The organism is Moraxella sp. (genome assembly GCF_030525845.1).
GTDB lineage: Bacteria > Pseudomonadota > Gammaproteobacteria > Pseudomonadales > Moraxellaceae > Moraxella.
Map to the genome: position 1 here is coordinate 93082 of NZ_JAUNDY010000003.1, position 25075 is coordinate 118156.

Genomic DNA, 25075 nt, shown 5'->3' on the forward strand with positions numbered 1-25075 from the left:
AACTCAATAATTAAAAGATCTGCAATGGCTGGTGTTGGCGTTATATTCGCCTATTTTTTGTTGATAATTTGAGTCTTGGATAGATGGTTTTGGAAACTGACGCTCACAACTTCTATCCATTGGCTTATATTGGGCTGGATTTTCTTGGGGCAAAGTTTTACCCACGCATGCTGTTAAATATAAAATACTTACTACAATAAAAGCTATTTTCATTTTACAAGCTCCCAATTCAAATTAAAAGATAAATCATTAAAATACAATGGTTTAGTTTTAAAATTAAAACCGTTAGTTATCTTCAAACATATCCACAATACCATTTACAAAAGCAACATCAAAATTTATCAAACTGACCTGATAGTTTAGCTAAGTTTTATAAGATTGTCAAAGTTCAGCCCATTTTGTTATATCATAACACAATCCCACCACATCACCCTCATCTCATCTATCCATCAAGATTTATCAGAATTTACCCAAAATCCCCCTATTGCAATATATCATTTTTTACTATATTATCATTAGTAAATCAGATGAATTCAACCAAAGCGAGGTATTTTTATGAAATTGATTGTGGCGGTGATTAAGCCGTTTAAATTGGACGAAGTGCGTGAACGCCTGTCAGAGCTTGGCGTGCAGGGCATGACCGTTACCGAAGTTAAGGGCTTTGGGCGACAAAAGGGGCATACCGAAAGCTATCGTGGGGCGGAATATGTGGTGGATTTTTTACCCAAAATTAAGCTTGAAATTGCGGTGGCGGACGATTTTGCCGATGAAGTCATACAAGCGATTGCCGATGTGGCACACACAGGCAAGGTGGGAGATGGCAAAATTTTTGTCATGCCCTTAGATGAAATCATTCGCATTCGCACAGGCGAAGTGGGCGAAGTGGCAATTTAACCAAACAAATGGGGGAGATGATGAAATCACAAAAATTTTGGCTAAATGTCGGACTGGGGCTTGGTGCTTTATTACCGATGATGGCACATGCCAGCAACACGCTCAACACAGGCGACACCGCTTGGGTGCTGATGGCGACTTGCTTGGTGCTGATGATGACTGTACCGGGTTTGGCGTTGTTTTATGCAGGTATGGTGCGTAAAAAGAACATTTTGGGGACGATGATGCACAGCATTGGGGCGACTTTGGTGGTCAGCGTGCTGTGGGTGGTGGTGGGTTATTCGCTCAGCTTTGGACAGGGCAATGGCTTTGTGGGTGGTTTTGAGCATTGGCTACTTGCCGACATTGCCCTTGATGAGATGACAGGGAGCATTCCGACTTTGTTGTTTGTGGCGTTTCAGATGACTTTTGCGGTGATTGCGGTGGCGATTTTGTCTGGGTCGTTGGCGGAGCGGATAAAATTTGGCTCGTTTTTACTGTTTGCGTCTTTGTGGACACTACTCGTCTATGCCCCTGTGTGCCATTGGATTTGGGGTGGTGGCTGGCTAACTGGCGATGCTCTTGACTTTGCAGGCGGTACGGTGGTTCACATCAGTGCAGGGGTTGCAGGGTTGGTGCTGGCAGTACTGCTTGGCAAACGCAAAGGCTACCAAAAAAGCTACCTTGCCCCCGCCAATCTTACCCTAACACTGGTCGGAACGGGGCTTTTGTGGGTGGGCTGGTTTGGCTTTAATGGCGGTTCGGCACTGGGGGCAAACGGCACATCGGCAATGGCAATCATCGTCTCGCAAGTGTCGGCATCGGTGGGTGGTTTGGCGTGGCTACTGTGCGAGTATTTACATCGTGGCAAGGCATCGGCATTGGGCGGTGCGTCTGGGGCGATTGCAGGGCTTGTGGGTATTACCCCTGCGGCGGGCTTTGTGGACATTGGCGGTGCGATGGCGATTGGGGCTTTGACGGCGGTGGGGTGTTTTGGGTTTATCAGCTTTGTCAAACACAAAATCAGCATTGATGACAGTTTGGACGCTTTTGGCTTGCATGGTGTGGGCGGTATCATTGGGGCGGTGTTGACAGGGATTTTTGCCAGCGAACGCATCATGGGTAAACCGCTTGACACCTCATTTTTTGGACAATTATGGCTACAAATTGAAGGGGTCATCGCAACCGCCCTTTATAGTGCGGTAATGACGCTCATCATCGGCTTACTCATCAAAAAATTCATCGGACTGCGTGTCAGCCATGAGGATGAATATCAAGGGCTAGATTTGGCGGTACACGGAGAGAAGGTGGGCGATTGATTGGATTGAGGGATTAATGAAAGATAATGGTTTATAAAATTAACACTCGTAGAATTTTAAAATCAATACCCCATTTTTTTAACATCCTATGAATTGAATCATACCTATTTTAAATCATAAAGGCGAATTACAATTTGCCTTTATGCCTTTATAAAAATTAACCATTTATATAAAATTAAGAATAGTGCAATCAATTCTTCTAAATGTTAAGTTTCACAATTGTTTGCCCTATTGCACCCAAAAGGGCGATGGATTGGGGAAAGTTGTCATTGAGAAACTTATTAAAAATGATTGGAGAATTTATAAGGAAATTGATAAAAAAACTTAAAGCGTTTTTGTATTTAAAATAAAAGATTTATCATATTTTAAAATTGCATTATCTGTGGTCAAAAGGTATAATCTTTCTTGTTCGGCTTGGATAATTAAAAGACGGTCAAAAGGATCATTGTGCATTAAAGGCAATTCTGAAACACCCATTACATTATTTGGCGTAATTGGTAATAATTGAATGCCCACTTTTCGCATTTGTTTTAACATTAAATCTGCTTTATAAGGAAAATTAGGCTTTTTTAAAGTAGACTTAATTGCGATTTCCCAAATGGTTGCAAGACTGACAAAAAATTCATTATCCCTACGATTTTCTAAAATTTCTAAAACTTTGGGTGAAAATCGGTGCATTTCATTACCAGCAATCCATATTAAAATATGGGTATCCAATAAGATTTTCATTAAAATTCCCCATTGTTTAGCATAAGTTCAACCATTTCATCATTTAACTCATCAAAACATTCGGAAAATTCTTTAAAACCTTCTGGCAAATTACCATTCTCATCAAGCATAAAGCCAAACATAGACCCCATTTTTGGTTCGTCAATCGGCACAATTTTGACTTTTGGCGTTCCTGCTTTGGCAATGGTAATCGGCTTGCCCGTACTTGCCACTTCGTCAATCAAGCGAGATAAATGGGTTTTGGCATAATGAATATTGACATTGGCGGTAGCGGTTTGCATCATTCTCTCCAAACTTAGTTTAATAACTTAGCTAATTCTAACAAAACAACAAGCCATTTTCAATCATTTATAAATTTGCCAAAAGTGCTTTATCTTTTAAATCAACCCACAAAACTCACGCCCAACACTTGACAAATCAGCACACCCAACGCAAAAATTGGTGTCGCCGACAACAAACTGTCAATTCTATCAAGCACCCCACCGTGCCCTGGTAAGATTGTGCCAGAATCCTTGACCCCTGCACGGCGTTTGAGCATGGATTCAAACAAATCGCCCAACACACTCGCCCCCACCGTTACCGCCGACAACACCAAAAACACGACAAGTGGCACGGCCGGCAACTTCAAATACAACCCCACGCCTACCGCAACTGTGCTTGCGGTTACCACACCACCGATTAAGCCTTCCACCGATTTGTTGGGCGAGACATGGGGAGCAAGCTTAGTTTTGCCGAGTTTTCGCCCAACAAAATACGCCCCGCTATCAGCACACCACACAAGCAAAAACACATACAAGAGCCACCACGCCGACATTTGCCACAAGGCGTACATGGCAGTAATGCTAGCGGTAATGATGATTGTACCTATAATGAACAGTTGTTTACCATACCATTTTTCTTGCTTGGGATAGGTCAGCACCCACCGAGTTGCCAACAGCCAAATAACCCACGCCAACGTCCACCACAGCACCCATACTTGAGGCAACAACAAACTAACAAACGCCATCACAAACACAGGCAGTACAAAAAACATCGGCTGTTTTAGAGGCGGTGTTAGTTTTGTCCATTCTTGGGAGGCAATAAATGTTCCCACCATCAACAGGGGCAAAAATAAATACGGCTTGTCGGTTGCAAACATTGCCACGCCCACAATAATCACAAGCACGATTGCGGTTTTAATTCGTTGCCACATAAATTTACCCTTTATTTGAGATTATTGTGATTGCACCTGCTCACTGGTCTTACCAAACCGCCGTTCACGATTGCCAAAATCCGCCATCATCTCTGAAAGCTCATCGGGCGTAAAATCAGGCCATAAGGTTTTGGTAAAAAATAGCTCCGCATACGCCGTTTGCCACAGCAAAAAGTTAGAAATGCGATAATCGCCCCCCGTGCGAATCAGCATATCCACAGGCGGGCAATCGCCCAAACTTACCCCAGCCGTAAAGGCGGTTTCGTCAATGTCATCTATGCCTATTTCGCCATTTTTTACCTTAGTTATCAATGACTTGGCACTTTGGACAATGTCCCATTTTCCGCCATAGCTTACCGCAATGACTAGGGTCATTTTGTCAAAATGAGCGGTTTGGCTCTCCGCATCCGCCATTTTTTGTTGCAAGTGGTCAGAGAGTTTGCTTCTATCGCCAATAAAACGAAGTCGCATTTGGTTTTTTTGCATTCTAGGAAGTTGCTCATCAATAGCCTCCTCTAATAGCGTCATTAGAAGCTCCACTTCCGCCTGTGGTCTTGCCCAGTTTTCTGACGAAAAAGCAAATACCGTCAACACCTGCACGCCCTGCTCTGCACAAAATTCCACAATGGGGTCAAGGCTATCTTTACCCGCCAAATGCCCGCCCCCAGACGGCAAGCCTTGTCGTTTGGCGTAGCGGTTATTGCCGTCCATAATGATTGCGATGTGTTTAGGAATATTGGGAGAATAAGGAGTGTTCATAAAATCACTGGGGTTATGGGATTAAAAATATCAATGGTTTTTAATTAACTGACATAAGCAACATAATCAAAATCACCATTTAAATCAAAATTAACTTCAATTATTTGGTCGCTTTCATTAGGGTTTATTTGATAATAAAGGCTAATATGAGCTTTAAAATACCGTTCAGGGTCATTTTTACCAAGCCAAATATTAACATATTGCAAGTTTAACAAGTCATAAACCGTTTGTGGCAAAACTTGATTATTTTCTATTAGCTCTTTTAGGGCAGGAATATTCGCCCCATAACTCACATATTCCAAATGCTCATCAATAAAATAACTATCTGTTTCTAACTCATTGATAATATAGGGTTTAGCAATTTTGTGCAATTCCTCAATTCTTTGAATAAGATTAACACACTTATCCAAAATTTCAGTCGTGACCCAATCAGAAGAATTGTCCCATAACCATAATGTAACTCTTATGGGATTATTAAAATTGCTTAAAGTAAATTCTTTTTCCCAAATAACTTCGGCATAATCAAAATCAATTAAATTTAATTCGCCAAAATAAGAATGGTTCATTCATTGCCTTAAAAATAATCAAAGTTGGAATAAAACGTAGGGCGTAAATTTACACCCTACTTTTTTAAATCACAATCACACTTCCATCAACTCACTTTCTTTTTTGGCAAGGCGGGTATCAATCGCTTTGATAAAATCATCGGTCAGCTTTTGAATGTCGGTTTCGGCACGGCGTTCATCATCTTCGCTTGCCTCTTTGTCCTTGACCAATTTTTTGATATCAGCCAGCATATCACGGCGGATATTGCGTACCGATACACGGCTTTGCTCCGCTTCACTTCTGGCAAGTTTTTGCATATCTTTACGAGTCTCTTCGGTAAGTGCTGGCATTGGCACACGAATGACATCGGCACTCATTGGGTTTAGCCCCAAGTCCGCCTCACGAATTGCCTTATCCACCGCTTGCACCATTGAGCGGTCAAAGGGCTGTACCAGTAGCGTGCGAGCATCTTCAACATTGATACTGGCAACTTGGTTTAAAGGCATTTCAGAACCATAATAGCTTACCATCACGCCTGATAAAATCCCAGGGTGAGCCCGACCTGTACGCAGTTTGGCAAAAGCACCCTCCAACGCTTCAAGCGATTTTTCCATACGAGCTTTGCCATCGGTTTTGATTTGGTTAATCATAAAAAATTCTCCAAAATTATTTAAAAGTTTAAGATAATGCCATCTTTTAATTAAAAGAGTGATTGATTTTTATGAGAGAAAGTTACCATTTACCCCCACAAATCTCAATACAAAACTTATCCAAGCCACTTTAAAATAAGGCATTATTAAAATTAAAATGTACTATTAAAATTTGGCATTAAAAAATACAATATTTTATTAAAAATTTACCAAGAATTTTATTCAAAAATCAATGATAAACCTTTGTCCCTTCATTTTCGCCCATGACGACATTCAGTAGAGCATTCGGCTTATTCATGTCAAACACTTGCAAAGGCACATTATGCTCACGGCATAGGGCAATGGCGGTCAAATCCATGACACCCAATTTGCGTTCTAGCACTTCATCAAACGATAGGCTATCATATTTGACCGCATCGTCATACACGCTTGGGTCTTTGTCATAAACGCCGTCCACTTTGGTGGCTTTTAAAATGAGGCCTGCCTCAATCTCAATGCCACGCAAACAAGCGGCGGTGTCGGTGGTAAAAAATGGGTTGCCCGTGCCAGCGACAAAAATACATACTTCGCCATTATTAAGATGACGAATCGCTTCACGGCTAGAATAGGGCTCGCCAATGGTGGCAATGTTCAGAGCAGACATCAGACGGCATTTGATGTTACGGCGAGCTAGGGCATCACGCATGGCAAGTCCGTTCATCACGGTGGCAAGCATACCCATTTGGTCGCCTGTAACTCGTCCGACAAGCCCTTCTTTTTGTAGGGTTGAACCACGATACAAATTGCCCCCACCCACGACAATACCCACCTGCACACCAAGCCCACGTAAATGAGCAATTGATAGACTCATCTGGTCAAGGATAGATGCGTCAATCCCCATGTCCTTGCCTCCTGCTAGGGCTTCGCCTGAGAGTTTGAGTAGAATGCGGGAGAATTTGGGGTTTTTGTCGTTTGGATTGATGTCGGACATGATGCACCTATTTTTTTAAAATAAAATTGAGCCATTTTAGCATTTTTCATTCATATTGTAAAACTTGCATTTATACCCAGTATTTTTTATGAATAAACAAGCTAAAATTCTGGTTTGCACGCCTAGCCCAAAGCAAACTTCCCAAACATCGCTCGACATTTGGGAAGTTTGGTACGTTTGGGATTATCCGCTTTAATTGATTTTGGTTAGCTCCATGCTAATGACTTTGCCGTCATTGGTTTGGCTAACTTTAATGGGTAAATAATTTAAGCTTGGGGCCAACCAAAAACTTGTGGCACGTCCTTTATCATCATGCACACGGTCAATGCGAACGACATCATAAGTCCCTGCTGGCACGGTAATTTTGGCGTTGCCAGATTTTTTAAACTTCGTGGATTCAATGTTGGTTTTTTTAACCAATGGATAATTGCCACGAAACTTGCCATTAATCAACTCTTGGCGAATCTGCACTTCCAAGCTCAAATCATCATATGCCTGAGTTTTCATGCTGAGGGTGGTCGCCTTGCCCTTATAGGTGCTAACCACCGACTTGGCACTGTTGTTAAATTTAATGTTGTGTGTGCGTCCCACGCCTAGCACCTTAACCGACATATTGGAAGTCGCTGGGATAATCGTTCCGCCAGACAAACTAAAATTTGCCGATTGGGTTAAACTTGCCACACCTGAGACGCTTGCCTTGACATGATAAGCGTAATTATTGCCGTTTTTGGTTAGGGTGCGTGTCGCCGTGCCACTTTTGCCATCGGCTTTTACTGCATAAGTTGCCGAAAAACCTTGCAAGTCTGTTGCATTTGCCAAATTTGCCCCAGCCAATACGCTGGCGGCAACAGTGGCAGTACCGACAGTTTTTAAGAATTTTGAAATGATACTCATCTAAATACCCTCAAATTTTGACGTGTATATGATGGATAAAATTTGTGATAATTTCAATGGGGGTTTTGCAAGAATTTGTGTGATTTTGTGAGCATGATTGCTCGTATCTTGCAGATTTGCCCATGCACAACACCTCCATGATCTCAACACACGCCAAAAGAGATGGGGCTACTCCCAACATCAATAAGAGGGATAAATACGCCACGCACGTGTTTGCTGTTGCCGATGACTCTTTGGCAACGATTAAAAGCTGATTAGGATTTAGATAGGTGGGCTGCGATGGGATTTTGAGTTATTTTGCCCTAAAAGCAAGTCGCATGATGAATACCTAATCTTTGACGATGCCACCCACAAATCAAATGCCAAGATGTTAAGATTTGGTTTGTGTGGGTGGATTCATGGGGCTGTCATGACCAGAGAGGTTCTTTAATATCTCCTCCAAACCGTCAATTTGTACCGTGCGGTTCGGAAAGGGAATGCTAATACCCTCTTTATCAAACAGCCCTTTTATGCATTCTAACAAATCACATTGTACCGCAAACCAATCGTCATTTGCCGTCCAAACGTACAAAGTAAGATTAACCGAGCTTTCTGCCAATTCTGTAACACGCACAATAGGCTCAGGTTCTTTTAATGTTAATTCATGAGCCAAAGCCGTCTGCATCATGATTTGACGAGCCGTCTTGATATCGCTGTCATAGCTGATACCCACAAGCACTTCCACGCGACGATTAGGCAAAGATGAATAATTGATGCTGGCAGAAGTCATGATGTCGCCATTAGGGATAATAACCTCGTGATTGCTGTTGGTGCAAATTCGGGTATTAACAAGCGTAATCTCCTGAACTCTACCTACATGTCCACCGATTTGCACCAAATCGCCACGACGAAAGGGACGAAACACCACAATCAACACGCCCGCCGCCAAATTAGATACTTGGTCTTTGAGCGAGACACCGATGGCGACCGTCAACGCACCAAGCACCGCCACAAATGACGTTGTGCTAATACCCAGCTGGTTTAGTGATGCCAAAACCACCGCCGCCAAAACCACCCAGTACAACAAATTACTTAAAAAACTAACCGTCGTACCATCCATAGAGCTACGCATCATGGCATGTTTAGCAAGATTAACAATGCGTCGCCCTATCCACTTACCCACATAAAAAATGATGATGGCAAGCACCGCTTTGATAGCAAAGTCCACCGAATTTGCCATAAGTGTACGTGTATTTACAGATATACCAAGCAGTTCAAGGGTGTAATCACTGGCAGTCTCTACGGTCTTGGTTGCCTCTACCGCCACTTCTTTGGTGGTCTCTGCAACCGCCTCGCTGGTTTTGGTAGCAACAGTTTCCAACCGCTCCACAGATTCTTCGGCGACTGCCTTGACTTCCTCAATTAAAGGCGGTTCTGATTTGGGCGATTCGGTTTCTTTTTTTGACATGATAAATAAAATATACTAAGAATATCAATTTGTTACTTCAATCTTATCGCTATATCGCCACGTGCGAATGATTCTAAGCTCGCTAAGCCCGCCCATTTCTTCATCAAAATGACCGTAAGGAGCCGACTGGCGAACTGATTGTTTGGCGGCTTCATCCAAGACGGCTGACCCTGAGGATTCTAGCAGACGAATGGATTTGACATGACCGTCAGGCGAGATGGATACCATCAGGCGAACATCGCCCATGATGTTATTACGGCGTGCCTCATCGGGATAATATTGGTTGGCGATACGCTCGACGTGACGACGAAAATTCTCCAAATACCCTGCTGCCACGCCATGGGTGGTTGCGTTGCTGTTGACGGTGTGAATGTTAGTTTTTGAAGCAAAAACCTGCTGTTTTTGGGAAAGCTGGGCTTCCAGCGTGCGGATTTTTTTGCGGATACGCTCTTCTTGGACATCTAGGTCATTTTGTTTTTTTTCGGCATCGTTATCGTTTTGGCTGTCGGTATAACGAATAGATAGCGTGGTTCGCAGATAGCTTTCTTGGTAGGCTTGTTGGCGGGTCTGTTTTTCAAGATTAATGATGTCTTGGGTGTCCTCCATCTCATCGCTACTATCAGGGCTTATCATGGTTGTCTCTTGGCGTAACTGCTGACGCACCTCGCCACCCCCTTCTTGACTGGCATTCGCCACAAAACGTGCATCTTCGTTTTTTTCTTTATTCTGTTCTAAAACAGACGCGACCTCCTGTGCCATCTCATCAGGTACTACCCCAGCACTAAATCCAATCCCAAAAATCACAAACGCATGCACCGCCACCGCAATCACGGTCGCCATCGGCATGTCTAAGTTTTTGTTGTCTAGGGCATTTTGAAGGTTTTGCAAAAAACCATCTTTGGGTAGGCTAGGCACGAACAATCCTATGATTTATAAAATCTTGTTATTCTACCTTATTTTTATCAAGCTGAAAAGTCCAACACTTCCCAAATAAAACAATAAAATCATGCATAAAATAGATGACAACACCCAAAAAACCTGCTATAATCTGCCCCCATTGGTGATGTGGCTGAGTGGTCGAAAGCGCACGCCTGGAAAGTGTGTATACGTTAATAGCGTATCGAGAGTTCGAATCTCTCCATCACCGCCATATATAAGCCCCCACGTTACAGTTGGGGGCTTTTTGTTGAATATCTACCTCATTCACACTCTTCATCTTCTAATGCCAGCCGATGAATATAGCGTTCAAATAAAAACGGTGCAAAAGGTAGAACTGACGCAACAAGTCCAATAATAAAGACTTTGAGCGACCATTGTCGTAACTGACAAACAACCAATAGTACCACGATAAAAGCAATAAACAACACACCATGTGCCATACCTGCATACGGCACTAAAAATGGCTTATCAAATTTATACTTTAATGGCATGGCGATGCCAAGCAAGACAATAAACGAAACGCCTTCCAAAAAGCTAATTAGACGAAGGTGGGTGGGGGTCATGGTTGTTTCCTGTTTTAAACTTATTTTAATAAACGGATTTGGGTCTTATCATCATTTAATTCAAAATGTTTACTGTTAATATGTTTGAACATATCTTCGGCACTTGCAAAACCACATTTCTCTGGGTTAATCCTAATGTTTTCGTATAATGTTGTGAAATCCACCCATTGCTCAACGCCGTAGCGAGTTCTAATAACTTTCTCCACAACATTCTCAAATATTTCCAATTGATACTTCCATTCCAAAAAAGTTCTCACAAGAGAAAAAACATAATCTTTTGCTTCATCCAAAGAAAAACAATTTTTTTTATCAGTTTTCTTCGTGGTAACACCATGCCTAGACAGCAAACCAACAACACTAAAATTGTTAGCTGGTTTGGTTAACTTATCTTTATCTGTTTTGAATTCTTCAAGATTTGGATAATTAGCACTCTCCGCAAAAGTAATTAAAGACTCATAAATTTTATACAAGTTAGCCCAATCATTATCAAAATACACAAGTTTCAATAAAATATAGACATCAGCAAATTTTTTTTCATCATTTACCACCTCTTCTATTGATTTGTTTGATAAATACAATAAAGCATTAAAACCAAAAACCCTTAAAATATCATCTTTATCAATCAGGGAGCTTACATTACTATCATTCCAAGCATTGTGCAATGTGTAGTTTTCAATCTCAAACTCACCCATATATTTTGTAAAAATAGAATCATTTTTTATTAATTCTATTCTATTTAACTCCTGATATGATGACAAATGATAGTAATCATCATATAGTTTGTAATAGGCTTTGAGTAACTGTAGTAGCTCTCCTGCTACCAAGAAAGCTTCATCTTCACTAAGGTTGGCTGACAGCAGCGGGCTGGTAGCCCTATAATCCTGCAAGCTACAATCAAGCATAATATCAATACTATCATGGACGGAAAATACCCCCCCCTGTATATGAGTCAAAGCTTTCAACTCTTTGCGTTTGAGGCAATCTAATTTCATAGCGATTATTATAAAAATTATCCATTTACCCACGCCCCATTTCTCCACACAAGTGCAAACTTAGTCGCCTTACCGTCCTTTTCCGAGCCGACATATTGCTCTGACGATTTACGAGACCAACGCACAATCGTTGGATTGCCGTCCGTGTCCACTTCTGGGGCGGTCAGTAGGTAGTGAAATTTGGGGTCAAGTTCGCCTTGCACCGTTTTTAATTCACTCACTTTGGGCGGGCGGGTTTCACGCACTTTGGGGAATTTGCTTGCCGCCAAAAACAAGCCTGCCGCCCCTTCTCGCAGTACAAAATGGTCATCAAAACGAGCTGAACGCAAATGGGGCATAGCGATAGCGGTCATTCGTGGCGGAGCGGCTTCGCCATTTTTTAAGACTTTACGAGTATTGTCGCATTTTTGGCAAGCAAAATACGCCCCAAACCGCCCTGTTTTTAGCTCCATTTGCCCATCGCATTTGTCGCAGTCTATGGTTGGAGCGTCCGATTTGCCTGCTTGCTCAAACACCCCTTTTTCCAAAAGATAGCCATCGCAGTCAGGGTTATTGCCACAAATGTGCAGTTTCAATCCACCGTCCACAATGTAGCCGTCCATTGCCGTGTGGCATTTGGGACAGCGTTTTTTGGTCAATAGGTCAGCAATTTCATCGGTGGTGTCATCCTCGTCAAGCCCCTTTAAAGCCTGACTGGCAAACGCCTCCACCGCCATTAGGTTTTTGGTACCTTTACAACGCTCTTTGGGTGGTAGGTTGTAGCCCGTACAGCCCAAAAACACCCCCGTTCCGCCCGTGCGAATCTGCATTGGGCGGTCGCACAGCTCACAATGGACATCAGGCACATCGGTTGGGTTGTTGGGTCGCATACCGTCTTTGCCTTTGGCGATTTCTAATTTGCCCTTAAAATCGCCATAAAATTCATCAAGCACTGTTTTGTAATTTTGCTCGCCATTGGCAACATTATCCAGCTTATCCTCCAAACTTGCCGTAAAGCTATAATCCATCAAATCAGGAAAACTCTGTGTCAAGCGGTCGGTAACAATGTCGCCCATTTTCTCGGCAAATAGCCGTTTGTTTTCGGTGCGAACATAGCCCCGCTCTTGAATGGTGGAGATGATGGAGGCATAGGTGGACGGTCGCCCAATGCCTCGTTTTTCAAGCTCTTTGACCAAACTTGCCTCGGTGTATCTGGCAGGTGGTTTGGTAAAATGCTGGCTTGGGTTTATGCCATCCACCACCAAAGTGTCGCCCACTTTGACATCAGGCAAAAGCACATCGTCCGACTTAGCAGGGGGATTGACCCTTGTATAGCCATCAAAGGTCATCACTCGCCCCTTTGCCCGCAGTTCCACATCGGCTGACTTGACGGTCAAGGTGGCGGATTGATATTGAGCAGGGGTCATCTGACAGGCGACAAACTGCTTCCAAATCAGCTCATACAAGCGTTTGGCATCTTGCTCCACATCTTTTAAATCTTTTGCTTGCACCAAGACATTACTGGGGCGAATCGCCTCGTGAGCTTCTTGGGCGTTTTGTTTATTGCCATAGACATTGGGCGATTTGGGCAAATACTTATCGCCAAAATTTAACCCAATAAACTCCCTGACAGCCGTCAATGCGTCCGCACTCAAAAAAGTGCTGTCGGTACGCATATAGGTAATATGCCCTGCTTCGTACAGGCGTTGGGCTAGGAGCATTGTTTTTTTGACATTAAAGCCAAGCCGAGTACTCGCCGACTGCTGTAAGGTAGAGGTAATAAAGGGGGCAGACGGCTTGGAACTGGTGGGCTTTTCGTCTCGCTCACTGACAATAAAGGGGTTATTTTTTAAAATATCAACGACTTGTAGGGTTTGGCTTTCGTTTTTTAAATTCAGCTCTTTGCCGTTTTGTTTGACCGCCTCTAAGCGAATGATTTCGCTAGATTTTTCTTGGTGAGTGTCGGCAAAAATTTGCCAATATTCTTCTGGGACAAAGGCTCGAATTTCCCGCTCTTTTTCTACCACAAGGCGAGTTGCCACGCTTTGCACACGCCCAGCCGACAAGCCCCGAGCGACTTTCGCCCACAAAAGGGGCGAGACCATAAAGCCGACCACACGGTCAAGAAAACGCCGTGCTTGCTGAGCATTGACCCTGTCCATATTGAGCGTTTCGGGGTTGTTAAAGGCTTCGGTAATGGCGTTTTTGGTGATTTCGTTAAAGACCACACGGCGGTATTTGCTGTCCGCTCCACCAATCACTTCCTTTAAATGCCACGCAATCGCCTCCCCTTCTCGGTCAAGGTCAGTCGCCAGATAAATGGTATCGGCACTTTTGGCAAGGGCTTTTAACTCTTTGATAACTTTGGTTTTATTGGGCAAAATCTCATACACCGCCTTCCAGCCGTTTTCGGGGTCCACGCCCATTCTGCGGACGAGTGCTTGCTGGGCTTTTTCTTCACGGCTTAGTTTGACTTCGCTGTCTTTTTCTTTGGTTTTGGCGGTGTCCTTATCCGCACCCCCTGCTGTTTGTGAAGAGACAGGCAAATCACGGATATGCCCCACGCTCGACCGCACGACATAGTTTGACCCCAAATATTTGTTGATGGTTTTGGCTTTGGCGGGTGATTCCACGATGACAAGGGATTTGCCTTTTGCGGTGGGGGTGTCCACCACATCGTCCTGATTGTTGGTTTTTTTGGAGGTGGTTTTTTTGGGAAGTACCATGAGTCGCTCTATCTGCTTAGTCTAAAATGCCCACTTTATAAAATGGCTTTATGAATTTGTCAAGGTTTTAATAAATAATTTAACAAATTTTTAGGGTTGATTGCCCATTTCCACCAAAAATGCCTGCAACTGCATCAAATCTTGCTCGATCACTGTCATGGCATGTTCATCTCTGACCGAAAAACTTTTGACATACGGCTCATCTTGCCAATAAATCGTAACACAGTTTGCCTTTGACATGACCCCTTTAATGTAAGCCTCACAAAACTTAGGAGGCAAGATGTCTGATACAGCATCGCCCTGCCACGCACCATCTGTCCACACTAAATACCGTGCAGGCAACCGCCATTCATCATTGATGAGGGTGTATTGGGCTATCATGCCACCTTTATCCGCCACCCCGACAAGCCAGTCAGGTATGGGTACAAGTTTGGGGTTTAGGTCTAATTTGCGAGCAAACAACCTCATGTCGCCGACACGCACCTCGCTTGCCTTTGGCTTTAAGCCCATGATGTTGCCAATCACAAACAAGATGGCAGCAACGACCACCAATGTGCTAATGCTCATAAAGAACGGTTTTTGGATTTTTTGGCAAGCTCTGCCAGTTTTTTGATGGCATTTACAAGCTTCTCATCAGAAAATGGCTTATAAATAAACCCCCTAGCCCCAGCTTGTAAGGCTTGCAAGGCCGTCATGCGATCAGACATCGCCGATACCACCAAAATATTCACATCGTCCTTTTTAGCAACGATACGCTTAATACATTCTAATCCATCCATCTGTGGCATGACCAAATCCATGATGATGAGCTTTGGACGGTACTGCTCATACTTTAACACTGCGTCCGCTCCGTTATTGGCTATCGCCACCACCTCAATATTCGTCTCTTCAAAACAGCGTTCGATGCGATTACAAATCACACTCGAATCATCTACAATCATCAATTCATTCATAACTTTCTCTATGCTTATTGGGTCTTATTCTGGATTAAAATTCAGGGTGATTTTGGTGCTCATGCCACGATTGCTATCTACTTGCACCTTGCCCTCCATCTCTTTTACCCACTCACGCACCACATCCATGCCTACACCACGTCCAGCATCTTCACTAAGCGTCTTGGCGGTGGAGAGTCCAGAGCGGAAAATCAGCGGATATAGTTTGCTGTCAGGTACATTTGCCAATGCCTCAGCGGTTGCCATGCCAAGTTCCACCGCTTTTTGACGCAAAGCATCTACGTCCACGCCTGCCCCATCGTCCATGATACTCATACGAAGCTGATTGCCATAGTTAGCCAACATAAGTGTGATTTGCCCCACTGGGTTTTTGCCGACCTGTCTTCTACCCTCAGGTGTCTCGATACCGTGTGCGATGGCATTTTTAAGAAGCTGAATGCCCACATCTTGACAAAACTTCATCGCCTTTTCGCTCATGGCAATCTCGTCAAATCCTGTAACGTTTAAGGTTACTTGCTTGCCTTGGCGTGTGGCGACCTGCTGGGCGTAGTCAGCAAAATAAGCCGTCCATGGTGCTTGCGATGTTGGTACTTCTGTTGCTTGCTGGGTGTTATCCACAAATGTATCAACCCCAGCAAAACCCTCTGTCTGCACTTGATTTTGAGCTTGACCGACATTGGCTAGGCGATCAAGCAGTTTTTCAACAAATTGGGTCAAATCCAAAACATCATTTAAGACCACCGCAAAACCCAAAAAGTCCTGCCCCACCACCGTATTTTGTTTGCGTAAAATTGCAAGTTCGGTTTCGCCTTTTTCGGCAAGTTTGACAAAGCTTTCCATCTTGATGGCAGATGCCTCGCCTTTTAGGGCATGCATTTTACGAAGCAGGGTCTGGGCTTTATTGTGTAGCTGTCCTTCGTTACGCAAAATCTCATTCATCTCATCGACACGCTCATAGGTACTGGCAATGAAGCGATTGAGCAGATGAACATCAATATTGAGAATATGCCCCATCATCTCCATCTGGCGGTCATGCTGGGCTTTTTCGCTCTCCAAGGTTTTTTCAAGTACGGCAGAGTCGGTTACATCAACCACGTTGACAAAGATTTGTTTGGCATCATCTTCTTCATCTTCGTGTACCCTTAAAAAGCTAAATGACAAATATTTAACGATGGGTTCGCCCTCTTCACTCAAAAAGCCCACACGCACCTTTTTGAGTGGGTTTAGGTCATCAATCAACTCTGACACCACCCATGGATTATGCAGCTGCTCAATAAACAGCTTAGTTTCAGCAAGTTCCTGCGAGCCAATCATGTCTTTTAGCAAATCAAGTAACGTCCTACCTGCAATATCATGACGACACAAAATCGTCTCTAAGTTTTTGGAATACGACTCTGCCACCACAAAATTTCTGTCAATCAAGAATAGACCTTCTTGTACTGTATCCAAGATATTGGCAGTTTGGCGACGTGCTTGCCTAATAGCATCATCAGACTGTCCGATTTTTTTGAGGAAATAAAAGAAAAACCACGAAATATACAAAAACATCAAAATCACACCGATAATCAATGTGGATTTAGCAAATTTCGCCCAATACTCACTCTTGTTTAGTTGATTGTTCCAAATTTCATCAAAGAGTGTATACAGCTGATTCTTGTCCTCATAAATAGATTTCGCCAAAGCAGTGACGTCGCTATCTGCACTCAATGCACTTAGTTGTTTTTCATAATTTTTATCCCAAGATTTGATTTTTTGGTAGTTGGCAACATCCTCTTCATCTTCTAGCTTAATGATGGATAAGATACTACCATCATCATAATAATAATCTCCACCAGTACCAAACAGCTCAATGTACTTATCAATAGCTCGATGACTGGTAATGACTTCGTTCATCGCTATTTTTTTCTCTTCTGGGGTTTGAGCGATTTGCCATCTTTGAGTGTGTAGATTGAGATTATAAAACTCATCACTGAGTTTGCCGATGCCATCATTGATATTGGTATAATACAAGGACTGATGAGTGGCGTAGTAATTTAACCCAAGCAAAGTTGTGATTAGCACCACAAAGATAATTAACGAAAAAAATAGGTTTTTATATCTAGAATGTAATAAGCCACCCATGTACTCACCTTTATTTTATCAGCACAATTATGATAGAGGTTAAATTATCCCACACCAAATCAGCCAATCTGACCGACTTAGATTTTAAGGATGGAAGCTCACACATTTTATACTAAAATCTTAAAATATTCTAACATTAATTTGATGACTGATGGTTTTTTGACAAAATAAAAACAGCCCAATGATTTGGGCTGCTTACAAAATGCCTAACGGTTAAAATGACCATGCACAGAGACGATGACCATTTTAAAATTTGGAGTGTATTTGCCGTGCTGGTTATGTGGTTTCTTATTTGCCGTGATACAAGCCGTCAAGCTCGACCAAACGAGCAGTAGCTTTATTCATGGCATGCATGATTTGACCAAGCAGCACTTGCTGTCTTGTAACCACAATCAAAATCATTGGCTGGTTGGCATTAGGCACAGAACCAATCATGATTTTACCATTTTCGGCATCTAAAATCACAGAACGGCAACCTGTCAACTGAGCCTCACTCGTCAAGGCCTGCACCAATGCCAAAATGGATGAGCCAACTGCCGAGAGCTTATTACCATCATAATTTTTTTGAAAAATGGACGACACTTCAAAACCATCTGACGATGCCAAAAGTACGCCATCTACACCAGCGGTCGAATGCACCAACTCATGCAAGACTTCTTTTGAGATGGTAATAAACTGTTCGGCAGGCTTAACACGATTAGAATCCAACTTAAAGGGACTAAGACTCATTAATTTGCTCCAATATTTTTTATAAAATCATTTGGGTTGCTGCGAGGTTTATACCTGCTCCAAGCTTGCAATGATACTCTCAACAAGCAACAACACATCTTCACGCTTACGCATGTCCACAGGAAATAGCGGTAAATTGCGTCCAATGCTCGCCAAATAATCACGATAGATAGAAAATTCACGCTCAGGCTTTTTATCCACTTGACTAATGCCTAGTACAATGCGTCCCTCATAAATACCATCAAAGGTTTTTAGGTAGTGTGCCAAATCTGCCACAGGGTCTTGGGCAGAGTGGTCAATTAAAATCACAACCCCCAAAGCACCTTGTGAGAGAATGGGCCAAATGAAATTAAAGCGTTCTTGTCCCGGTGTGCCATACAGCCCAATACTCGCCCCACCCTCAATGATAAGCTCGCCATAATCCATGCCAACCGTTGTGAGCAATTTGGCATTGGTATCAAGGTCGGTATTCATGACCTCTGTGGATACCACAGGAATGTCAGACAAACTAGAGATGGCTTGGGTCTTACCTGCACCCATTGGACCGCTAAACACAATTTTTAAACGTTGCATAATGCTACCTAAATGATTTGATGTATTTTATTACAAAAAGCGTGAATATTCAATGCGGAAGACGCACCAATCATATCCCCAGTTTACGGCGTAAACGTGCCAAAAAGCCTAATTTTTCTTCTTGCTCAGCACTTTGTGGCACAGGTACGCCCTCTGGCTCTGGCACGCTAGACGATGAAGCACTTGGCGTAGATGCAATCACAGGCGTGATGACCGCTGTGATGACTTGATAGTTCTCATCACTAAGATGTTGAGCAAACAACAAAGACACCACTACTTTTTGGACAAATAAGCGACTAAGCCCCGTACGTGCCACCAGCTCATCTATCGTGCGAGCTTTATCTTCTAGTGCCACCATTGCACGCAATAGAGGACGTCTTTCGGTGTTGTTGTCGGGTTTTACCCACGAACGAAGCTGATAGCGAGCATCTTTATCTACAAGAGGCAGTAGTTTATCAGCATTTTCCCATGCCACCTGATAAAGCCACTGATTCATGTCAATGGCACGACTGGGTTCGTCTGGTGTACCGCCCATACGAAGTCGCCATGCCGTAACATCAACCGTCTGCATACTCTTTAACCACACCAACTGACGTGAACCGTCAATAACAGCAATTACTTCGCCGTCTTGCAGAAGTTCGAAGTTGGCTTTTGGGCGAGCGTGCAGCGTCTTTATCATCTCTATCACATCAGACAATTCGGTACTTGATGAGATGGGCTTTGGCTGTGCTGCTGCTGAGGGTCGCACAGGCTCAGATGCGGTGCTAGCAGGTGTCTTTTGGTAAGGTATGCCTTTTAGGACATTGACATTATCATGCAGCCAATTATTTAACAGTCCAATTTGTTTTAGGGGCAACACCAATACATCACCTACAATGCGACCGTCACCCATTTCACTGCGACTGACGTACAGGGTAGGTGTGTTTGGATGCGCTTCTTGCAGTTTTTGTATGCTGGTAGAATTTCTAAAATCCTCATTAACCACATACAAATCCACACGACCAACCTGAACAGACACCCAGTCCAAATCGACATCTAAGCGAAGAAGTACTCGCAAATACCCCTTAAAGGTAACTTGGTCGGCGGGACTGACGCCAACCATTGCAATCTTCATGATTTTCTTACTGTCAATATTTTCCATAGCTTACTCTTGGCTCGCTTAAAAATCGCCGATGTCAAAATCACAAACCAAGACACCAGCACTTAAAAATCACAAACTCATCATTTCACAAGCAAGCCACTCATCAACAACCAACAAGTGACTCATAATGACACACACGGCAAAACCAACCGCTCACAAATCTCAAAAACAGGACATAGTCTGTTATCTGTACTATTTTATACCATATTTGGGTTTACGGCTATACCAAACAACAAAAAGATTTTACCTTTTAGTAACATTTTTAAATACTTACAAATAGTATGGATATAAATTAAGGGTGCAAAACACCCATCATTGACACTCCCCCACCGCCATCTCCACCGATACCTTTGCCTCCGTCAAGGCAAATAAATGCTTGATTTGCTCGATTGCACTGTCTTTGGCAAGGGTCATGATGTCGCCTTGACATGCCTTTTTTAGCACCTCAATTTTACCACTTTCTTGGGCTTTATTTAAAATCTCTGGGTCGCCCGCCACCATACCAAACAGCCCTGTTTGCCAGTCATACACCTGTATGTCGTCCAAAAACACCTCAAAAATCTCTGACTTGGGCAGTTTGATACGCACTTCAACAGGAGCATTCAACTCTTTGGCGTAACGAATGTCAACATCATCGGCGGTGAGTTTGGATAAATCCACGCCTGCCAAAACTCGCCCTTTGGCGATAAACAGCCCCTTTTGTTCGTCCTGCCACAGCTTGTACCATGTGCCTTCTTTATTTGAAGTGATGATGGTATCGACATTAAAACTGACAGTGGTAAGTTTCGCCATTTTTTGAATGTCGGTTACCACCCCGTCTCGGCTGATGGCGGATATAGCAGGTTTTTCGGTCAGTTTGACCGTAAAAATAGCGGTCAAAATTACCGTCATCGCCATAAAAATGGTAATGGCAATGAGTGTCAATTTACTGTATTTGCGTTTAGAGGGTTTTTGTGCGGTCATACTTTTCCTTTTTGGATAACACTCATTCATTTTATGGGGAATAAATTTAAAATTTCCATAAAAATCGCTTGCACAGTTACCAAATTTTACTTTAATATAGTGTGTTTTGAACAAATTACCCAATTTTTGAGAAATTTTATGAAAGCCAGTCAATTTACCCTAGCTACTCTACGGCAAACGCCAAGCGATGCCGACATCATTTCCGCCCAACTAATGCTCAAAGCAGGGCTTATTCGCAAACTTGCGTCAGGACTGTATGTCTGGATGCCAACAGGCTTGCGTGTCCTAAAACGGGTCGAAAAAATCGTCCGTGAGGAGATGGAACGCATCAATGCCCAAGAGTTACTCATGCCTGTTACCCAACCTGCCGAACTGTGGCAAGAGAGTGGACGCTGGGAGGATTATGGGGCGGAGCTACTTCGCTTTAAAGACCGTCATACTCGTGATTTTGTGCTAGGTCCCACCCATGAGGAAGTCATCACCGACATCGCTCGTGGCGAACTTAAAAGCTACAAACAACTGCCAGCGACTTATTACCAAATCCAAACCAAATTTCGTGATGAAATCCGCCCTCGCTTTGGCGTGATGCGCGCCAGAGAGTTTACGATGAAAGATGCGTATTCTTTTCATATTGACAAAGAGAGCCTTGCCCAGACTTATGCCGACTTTTATGAAGCGTACAATCGCATTTTTAGCCGTTTGGGGCTAAACTTTCGTGCCGTGCAAGCCGATACAGGCTCTATTGGCGGTTTTGCCAGCCATGAATTTCACGTCCTAGCCGACAGCGGAGAGGATGACATCGCATTTAGCACAGAATCTAACTACTCTGCCAATATCGAGCTTGCCGAAGCCATCTGTACCGACACCCGCCAAGCCCCCACCGCCGTCCGTACCGATGTCGATACGCCAAATATGCCAACCTGTGAGGAAGTTGCCCTACATCTAGGCATTGACCTAAAACAAACGGTTAAGACCTTGATTGTTAAGGGTTCGTATAGCGAGGAAACGCCTGACATGCCAAAACTGGTTGCCCTTGTTTTGCGTGGCGACCATACTTTGAACGAAATCAAAGCCGAAAAACTGCCCGAAGTCAAAGCCCCCCTAGAAATGGCAACAGAAGAAGAAATGAAAGAGGCAGGACTGGTAAAAGGCTACATCAGCGTGGATTTGGCACGCTATGGCGTGCCTGTGATTGCTGACCGTACGGCGTCTGCGATGTCTGATTTTGTGAGTGGGGCAAATGTGGCAGATAAGCACACCACAGGCATGAACTGGGAACGAGATGCTATCCTGCACAGCACCGCCGATTTACGAAATGTGGTCGATGGCGATGTCAGCCCTGATGGTAAAGGCATTTTACAAATCAAACGAGGCATTGAGGTGGGGCATATTTTCCAGCTTGGCGACAAATATTCACACGCCCTAAACTGTACCGTTTTGGGCAAAGAAGGCAAGCCCGTTACACTAATGATGGGCTGTTATGGCATTGGTGTGAGCCGTATCATCGCCGCCAGCCTAGAACAAAACCACGATGACAAAGGCATTCTTTGGGCGGACACGCCAGACCCAAGCGATAACATCGCGCCATTTTATGTGGCGGTCGTCCCCATGAAATCCAAAGACGGCTCTGCTGAGAGTAAAGCGAACGAACTGTATGAGACGCTAAAAGCTCGTGGGGTCAATGTGCTACTCGATGACCGTGATGAGCGGGCGGGCGTGAAGTTTGCTGACTTAGAACTCATCGGTATCCCCCACCGCATCGTGGTCTCCGAGCGTAATCTGGTAGAAAATAAATACGAGTACGCCAAACGAGGCAGTGATGATAAAGAGTTACTAAGTCTTGATGAGGTACTTGCGAAGTTTTTGTAAAATGATAACAACTAGGGTGTGTTGTAACACAAGCAATCAATACTCAACACGTCTTATACAAAACGATACAATCACAACCAAAAACTAAGTTATAATAACCCAAGAGCCAAATAAATTCGCTCTTACCAATCAAACACTTAGGAGAAATTTATGAAACTAGCCAAAGTCTTAGGTCTTGCCATTGCTGTTGCCACCGCTGGTGTTAGCGTTGCCCATGCTGACGATGACTATCTAGAGCATGCCGCCTATCAAGACCCAGCAGTTCATCAAACTCTTGCAAAAGCACGTGCCATCATTACCCAAAAAGGCTATCAAATCATTGATGAGCTTGAAATTGACGAAAAACGTGGCAAACTTTACGTAGAAACCGAAGCCATCAAAAACGGCAAAAAATACGACATTCGCCTAGACTATCCAAGCCTAAAAAACTTCCGTGCTAAACTGGACTACTAATTAAACTAAATCAAGCCCTGTATTACGCAGGGCTTGATTTTATTGCCTCACAAATCGCCCAACCTCCCCCATAGGCACATCAAATACCCGCACAGGATTGATGTCAATACCGCCACGCCGTGTATAATTGGCAGACACTCGCAGAGCCTGTGGCTTAAACCATGTCATCAAATCTGCAAATATTCGCTCCACACACTGCTCATGAAAACCATTATGCTGTCTAAACGACAAAATATATCTTAACATCGCCCCAAAATCCAACTCGTATTCGGTATGAATGTCAATTTGCACCGTTCCCCAATCAGGCTGATTGGTAACAGGGCAATTTGAGCGTAAGAGATTGCTATAAAATTGATGGCGTTTTGGTGTGCCTTGTTTGGCATTTTTTAACCATGAATTATCAATATCATCGACAAGCTCAATGTTGTCGCCATGCTCATTTAACACCTCATCAATACACACGCCAATAGGCTGAACAATATTTAAATTCCCATCTGTTAATTGAATGATTTGCACTTGAATTGGCACACCCACACAATGTGATAAATCTTGTTCTATGGTATTTTTGACATCATTAATGTCATTAAATTTGGTAAAATTTAAACTGTTTAAATACAATTTTAAGGATTTAGACTCCACAATATAAGGCGATGTGGCAGGAATAAAAAATCGTGCCATCGCCACTTGGGAGACACCCACAGGATTGAGCCATGACAATTCAAAGGCTTGCCACACATCAACGCCCTTTGTATTGGTCTCATCAAAAACAAAGCCTGTTTCTTTGATAATTTCATCTCGTCCGATTTGTCGTGAGATGGGAAATAAAATACTAGGGTCATAGGTTTTAGAATAACTGGTACTCTCGCCAAGTACGCCATGAATGCTCATTATTATTTACCTTTTAAAAATATGTCAATCAAGAAATACGAATCCGCTTACCGTCTTTTAATATTTGATAAGCCACGCCATAAAATATCACGCAAAATCCCAAAATTGCCACCAGCGAATACATCACATTGACATCAGAATGACCCAAAATGCCATAACGAAAAGCATTTACCATATAGACAATGGGGTTTAGTAGTGATAAGTTTTGCCAAAAGGGGGATAAATTTTCCAAAGAATAAAACACCCCACCCAGATAAGTCAGCGGTGTTAAAATAAAACTAGGCACAATAGAAATGTCATCAAAAGACTTGGCAAAGACTGCATTGATAAACCCACCAAGCGAAAATAACACAGAAGTCCCCAAAATGGTTAATGCCATGACCCCAAAATGACTGATGCTCAATTTGGTAAAAAATAACGCCACCACACTCACAATCATCGCAATCGCCAAACCCCGAAACACCCCACCTGCCACATAACCCATCAATATCATATGCTTTGAAATGGGCGACACCAACAGCTCATCAATACTGCCATGAAATTTGGTGCTAAAAAAACTTGATACCACATTGGAATAACTGTTGGTAATGACCGACATCATAATTAAACCCGGCACGATAAACTGCATATAGCTCACCCCGCCCATGTCGCCGACACGAGAGCCAATCATTTGCCCAAAAATCACAAAATACAAAGTCATGGTAATGACAGGAGGCAATAAAGTCTGAGGCCAAATGCGTAATATGCGTTTGATTTCTTTATATAATATGGTATAAAAAGCGGTGAATTCTTGGGTACTGGTCATTA

Annotated in this window: 28 protein-coding genes and 1 tRNA gene; 6 read left to right on the forward strand and 23 right to left on the reverse strand. The window is 43.2% G+C overall.

Annotation, left to right across the window (positions count from 1 at the left end; translation table 11 throughout):
* Positions 1–3: 3 nt before the first annotated feature.
* On the reverse strand, positions 4–213 hold the full coding sequence (locus tag Q4B79_RS02210) for a hypothetical protein (protein WP_303084792.1): 210 nt from the start codon (positions 211–213) through the stop codon (positions 4–6).
* A gap of 342 nt (positions 214–555) precedes the next feature.
* On the opposite strand from Q4B79_RS02210, the gene Q4B79_RS02215 reads away from it, so the two are divergent.
* Together Q4B79_RS02215 and Q4B79_RS02220 are read left to right on the forward strand one after the other, a co-directional pair.
* On the forward strand, positions 556–894 hold the full coding sequence (locus Q4B79_RS02215) for a P-II family nitrogen regulator (protein WP_303084793.1): 339 nt from the start codon (positions 556–558) through the stop codon (positions 892–894).
* Between the two features lie 77 nt (positions 895–971).
* The gene (locus Q4B79_RS02220) at positions 972–2192 is read left to right on the forward strand and encodes an ammonium transporter (RefSeq protein ID WP_303084850.1); all 1221 of its coding nucleotides are present in this window, start codon (positions 972–974) and stop codon (positions 2190–2192) included.
* A gap of 324 nt (positions 2193–2516) precedes the next feature.
* On the opposite strand, the gene Q4B79_RS02225 is transcribed toward Q4B79_RS02220, so the two are convergent.
* The 8 genes from Q4B79_RS02225 to Q4B79_RS02260 form a co-directional block, all read right to left on the reverse strand.
* The gene (locus tag Q4B79_RS02225; protein WP_303084794.1) at positions 2517–2921 is read right to left on the reverse strand and encodes a type II toxin-antitoxin system VapC family toxin; all 405 of its coding nucleotides are present in this window, start codon (positions 2919–2921) and stop codon (positions 2517–2519) included.
* The gene (locus Q4B79_RS02230; protein ID WP_303084795.1) at positions 2921–3202 is read right to left on the reverse strand and encodes a type II toxin-antitoxin system Phd/YefM family antitoxin; all 282 of its coding nucleotides are present in this window, start codon (positions 3200–3202) and stop codon (positions 2921–2923) included. The genes Q4B79_RS02225 and Q4B79_RS02230 overlap by 1 nt, the downstream gene beginning before the upstream one ends.
* 101 nt (positions 3203–3303) lie before the next feature.
* Entirely contained in the window at positions 3304–4113 is an 810-nt protein-coding gene (locus tag Q4B79_RS02235) for a phosphatidate cytidylyltransferase (protein WP_303084796.1), read from the reverse strand.
* Between the two features lie 21 nt (positions 4114–4134).
* Positions 4135–4872 (reverse strand): polyprenyl diphosphate synthase, encoded by a 738-nt coding sequence (uppS, locus tag Q4B79_RS02240; protein ID WP_303084797.1) that lies wholly within the window; start codon positions 4870–4872, stop codon positions 4135–4137.
* Positions 4873–4916: 44 nt separating this feature from the next.
* The gene (locus Q4B79_RS02245; RefSeq protein ID WP_303084798.1) at positions 4917–5438 is read right to left on the reverse strand and encodes a DUF2004 domain-containing protein; all 522 of its coding nucleotides are present in this window, start codon (positions 5436–5438) and stop codon (positions 4917–4919) included.
* A gap of 75 nt (positions 5439–5513) precedes the next feature.
* Complete coding sequence (gene frr / locus Q4B79_RS02250; RefSeq protein ID WP_303084799.1) at positions 5514–6068, reverse strand: ribosome recycling factor; 555 nt, start codon at positions 6066–6068, stop codon at positions 5514–5516.
* A gap of 229 nt (positions 6069–6297) precedes the next feature.
* Positions 6298–7038: a UMP kinase gene (pyrH, locus tag Q4B79_RS02255; protein WP_303084800.1), complete on the reverse strand. Its 741-nt coding sequence runs from the start codon at positions 7036–7038 to the stop codon at positions 6298–6300.
* A 192-nt stretch (positions 7039–7230) separates the two neighbouring features.
* Positions 7231–7932: a DUF3108 domain-containing protein gene (locus tag Q4B79_RS02260; protein WP_303084801.1), complete on the reverse strand. Its 702-nt coding sequence runs from the start codon at positions 7930–7932 to the stop codon at positions 7231–7233.
* A 122-nt stretch (positions 7933–8054) separates the two neighbouring features.
* Here Q4B79_RS02260 and Q4B79_RS02265 point away from each other — a divergent pair, with 122 nt between their 5' ends.
* Positions 8055–8186, forward strand: coding sequence for a hypothetical protein (locus tag Q4B79_RS02265; RefSeq protein ID WP_303084802.1), 132 nt, complete (start codon positions 8055–8057; stop codon positions 8184–8186).
* Positions 8187–8302: 116 nt separating this feature from the next.
* Here the strand turns inward: Q4B79_RS02265 and Q4B79_RS02270 are convergent, their stop codons facing one another.
* Positions 8303–9379, reverse strand: a complete 1077-nt coding sequence (locus Q4B79_RS02270; protein ID WP_303084803.1) for a mechanosensitive ion channel family protein — start codon at positions 9377–9379, stop codon at positions 8303–8305.
* Positions 9380–9403: 24 nt separating this feature from the next.
* Entirely contained in the window at positions 9404–10294 is an 891-nt protein-coding gene (locus Q4B79_RS02275; RefSeq protein WP_303084804.1) for an energy transducer TonB, read from the reverse strand.
* 144 nt (positions 10295–10438) lie between these two features.
* Here Q4B79_RS02275 and Q4B79_RS02280 point away from each other — a divergent pair.
* Positions 10439–10529 (forward strand) — tRNA-Ser (locus tag Q4B79_RS02280).
* Between the two features lie 49 nt (positions 10530–10578).
* On the opposite strand, the gene Q4B79_RS02285 is transcribed toward Q4B79_RS02280, so the two are convergent.
* The 10 genes from Q4B79_RS02285 to Q4B79_RS02330 form a co-directional block, all read right to left on the reverse strand.
* Positions 10579–10881 (reverse strand): DUF3817 domain-containing protein, encoded by a 303-nt coding sequence (locus Q4B79_RS02285; RefSeq protein WP_303084805.1) that lies wholly within the window; start codon positions 10879–10881, stop codon positions 10579–10581.
* Between the two features lie 20 nt (positions 10882–10901).
* Positions 10902–11873, reverse strand: a complete 972-nt coding sequence (locus Q4B79_RS02290; protein ID WP_303084806.1) for a hypothetical protein — start codon at positions 11871–11873, stop codon at positions 10902–10904.
* A gap of 17 nt (positions 11874–11890) precedes the next feature.
* The gene (topA, locus tag Q4B79_RS02295) at positions 11891–14578 is read right to left on the reverse strand and encodes a type I DNA topoisomerase (protein ID WP_303084807.1); all 2688 of its coding nucleotides are present in this window, start codon (positions 14576–14578) and stop codon (positions 11891–11893) included.
* A 90-nt stretch (positions 14579–14668) separates the two neighbouring features.
* Positions 14669–15145: a hypothetical protein gene (locus Q4B79_RS02300; protein WP_303084808.1), complete on the reverse strand. Its 477-nt coding sequence runs from the start codon at positions 15143–15145 to the stop codon at positions 14669–14671.
* Positions 15142–15531: a response regulator gene (locus Q4B79_RS02305; RefSeq protein ID WP_303084809.1), complete on the reverse strand. Its 390-nt coding sequence runs from the start codon at positions 15529–15531 to the stop codon at positions 15142–15144. The genes Q4B79_RS02300 and Q4B79_RS02305 overlap by 4 nt, the downstream gene beginning before the upstream one ends.
* Positions 15532–15555: 24 nt before the next feature.
* A complete protein-coding gene (locus tag Q4B79_RS02310; protein ID WP_303084810.1) occupies positions 15556–17652 on the reverse strand; it encodes an ATP-binding protein in 2097 nt (698 codons plus the stop codon).
* 288 nt (positions 17653–17940) lie between these two features.
* Complete coding sequence (locus Q4B79_RS02315; RefSeq protein ID WP_303084811.1) at positions 17941–18381, reverse strand: roadblock/LC7 domain-containing protein; 441 nt, start codon at positions 18379–18381, stop codon at positions 17941–17943.
* 48 nt (positions 18382–18429) lie between these two features.
* On the reverse strand, positions 18430–18954 hold the full coding sequence (locus Q4B79_RS02320) for an ATP/GTP-binding protein (RefSeq protein WP_303084812.1): 525 nt from the start codon (positions 18952–18954) through the stop codon (positions 18430–18432).
* 70 nt (positions 18955–19024) lie between these two features.
* The gene (locus Q4B79_RS02325; protein ID WP_303084813.1) at positions 19025–20095 is read right to left on the reverse strand and encodes a hypothetical protein; all 1071 of its coding nucleotides are present in this window, start codon (positions 20093–20095) and stop codon (positions 19025–19027) included.
* A gap of 312 nt (positions 20096–20407) precedes the next feature.
* Positions 20408–21058, reverse strand: a complete 651-nt coding sequence (locus Q4B79_RS02330; RefSeq protein ID WP_303084814.1) for a DUF4230 domain-containing protein — start codon at positions 21056–21058, stop codon at positions 20408–20410.
* A gap of 138 nt (positions 21059–21196) precedes the next feature.
* Here Q4B79_RS02330 and Q4B79_RS02335 point away from each other — a divergent pair, with 138 nt between their 5' ends.
* Positions 21197–22927, forward strand: a complete 1731-nt coding sequence (locus Q4B79_RS02335; RefSeq protein WP_303084815.1) for a proline--tRNA ligase — start codon at positions 21197–21199, stop codon at positions 22925–22927.
* 150 nt (positions 22928–23077) lie between these two features.
* Complete coding sequence (locus Q4B79_RS02340) at positions 23078–23380, forward strand: PepSY domain-containing protein (protein ID WP_303084816.1); 303 nt, start codon at positions 23078–23080, stop codon at positions 23378–23380.
* A 39-nt stretch (positions 23381–23419) separates the two neighbouring features.
* Here the strand turns inward: Q4B79_RS02340 and queF are convergent, their stop codons facing one another.
* Positions 23420–24268, reverse strand: a complete 849-nt coding sequence (gene queF / locus Q4B79_RS02345; protein ID WP_303084817.1) for an NADPH-dependent 7-cyano-7-deazaguanine reductase QueF — start codon at positions 24266–24268, stop codon at positions 23420–23422.
* Positions 24269–24296: 28 nt separating this feature from the next.
* Positions 24297–25073: an ABC transporter permease gene (locus Q4B79_RS02350; RefSeq protein ID WP_303084818.1), complete on the reverse strand. Its 777-nt coding sequence runs from the start codon at positions 25071–25073 to the stop codon at positions 24297–24299.
* Positions 25074–25075 lie beyond the last annotated feature (2 nt).

Coding starts and splice junctions, on each gene's coding strand:
- Q4B79_RS02210 (WP_303084792.1), bottom strand. CDS start 213: ATGAAAATAGCTTTTATTGTAGTAAGTATTTTATATTTAACAGCATGC.
- Q4B79_RS02215 (WP_303084793.1), top strand. CDS start 556: ATGAAATTGATTGTGGCGGTGATTAAGCCGTTTAAATTGGACGAAGTG.
- Q4B79_RS02220 (WP_303084850.1), top strand. CDS start 972: ATGATGGCACATGCCAGCAACACGCTCAACACAGGCGACACCGCTTGG.
- Q4B79_RS02225 (WP_303084794.1), bottom strand. CDS start 2,921: ATGAAAATCTTATTGGATACCCATATTTTAATATGGATTGCTGGTAAT.
- Q4B79_RS02230 (WP_303084795.1), bottom strand. CDS start 3,202: ATGCAAACCGCTACCGCCAATGTCAATATTCATTATGCCAAAACCCAT.
- Q4B79_RS02235 (WP_303084796.1), bottom strand. CDS start 4,113: ATGTGGCAACGAATTAAAACCGCAATCGTGCTTGTGATTATTGTGGGC.
- uppS (WP_303084797.1), bottom strand. CDS start 4,872: ATGAACACTCCTTATTCTCCCAATATTCCTAAACACATCGCAATCATT.
- Q4B79_RS02245 (WP_303084798.1), bottom strand. CDS start 5,438: ATGAACCATTCTTATTTTGGCGAATTAAATTTAATTGATTTTGATTAT.
- frr (WP_303084799.1), bottom strand. CDS start 6,068: ATGATTAACCAAATCAAAACCGATGGCAAAGCTCGTATGGAAAAATCG.
- pyrH (WP_303084800.1), bottom strand. CDS start 7,038: ATGTCCGACATCAATCCAAACGACAAAAACCCCAAATTCTCCCGCATT.
- Q4B79_RS02260 (WP_303084801.1), bottom strand. CDS start 7,932: ATGAGTATCATTTCAAAATTCTTAAAAACTGTCGGTACTGCCACTGTT.
- Q4B79_RS02265 (WP_303084802.1), top strand. CDS start 8,055: ATGCACAACACCTCCATGATCTCAACACACGCCAAAAGAGATGGGGCT.
- Q4B79_RS02270 (WP_303084803.1), bottom strand. CDS start 9,379: ATGTCAAAAAAAGAAACCGAATCGCCCAAATCAGAACCGCCTTTAATT.
- Q4B79_RS02285 (WP_303084805.1), bottom strand. CDS start 10,881: ATGACCCCCACCCACCTTCGTCTAATTAGCTTTTTGGAAGGCGTTTCG.
- Q4B79_RS02290 (WP_303084806.1), bottom strand. CDS start 11,873: ATGAAATTAGATTGCCTCAAACGCAAAGAGTTGAAAGCTTTGACTCAT.
- topA (WP_303084807.1), bottom strand. CDS start 14,578: ATGGTACTTCCCAAAAAAACCACCTCCAAAAAAACCAACAATCAGGAC.
- Q4B79_RS02300 (WP_303084808.1), bottom strand. CDS start 15,145: ATGAGCATTAGCACATTGGTGGTCGTTGCTGCCATCTTGTTTGTGATT.
- Q4B79_RS02305 (WP_303084809.1), bottom strand. CDS start 15,531: ATGAATGAATTGATGATTGTAGATGATTCGAGTGTGATTTGTAATCGC.
- Q4B79_RS02310 (WP_303084810.1), bottom strand. CDS start 17,652: ATGGGTGGCTTATTACATTCTAGATATAAAAACCTATTTTTTTCGTTA.
- Q4B79_RS02315 (WP_303084811.1), bottom strand. CDS start 18,381: ATGAGTCTTAGTCCCTTTAAGTTGGATTCTAATCGTGTTAAGCCTGCC.
- Q4B79_RS02320 (WP_303084812.1), bottom strand. CDS start 18,954: ATGCAACGTTTAAAAATTGTGTTTAGCGGTCCAATGGGTGCAGGTAAG.
- Q4B79_RS02325 (WP_303084813.1), bottom strand. CDS start 20,095: ATGGAAAATATTGACAGTAAGAAAATCATGAAGATTGCAATGGTTGGC.
- Q4B79_RS02330 (WP_303084814.1), bottom strand. CDS start 21,058: ATGACCGCACAAAAACCCTCTAAACGCAAATACAGTAAATTGACACTC.
- Q4B79_RS02335 (WP_303084815.1), top strand. CDS start 21,197: ATGAAAGCCAGTCAATTTACCCTAGCTACTCTACGGCAAACGCCAAGC.
- Q4B79_RS02340 (WP_303084816.1), top strand. CDS start 23,078: ATGAAACTAGCCAAAGTCTTAGGTCTTGCCATTGCTGTTGCCACCGCT.
- queF (WP_303084817.1), bottom strand. CDS start 24,268: ATGAGCATTCATGGCGTACTTGGCGAGAGTACCAGTTATTCTAAAACC.
- Q4B79_RS02350 (WP_303084818.1), bottom strand. CDS start 25,073: ATGACCAGTACCCAAGAATTCACCGCTTTTTATACCATATTATATAAA.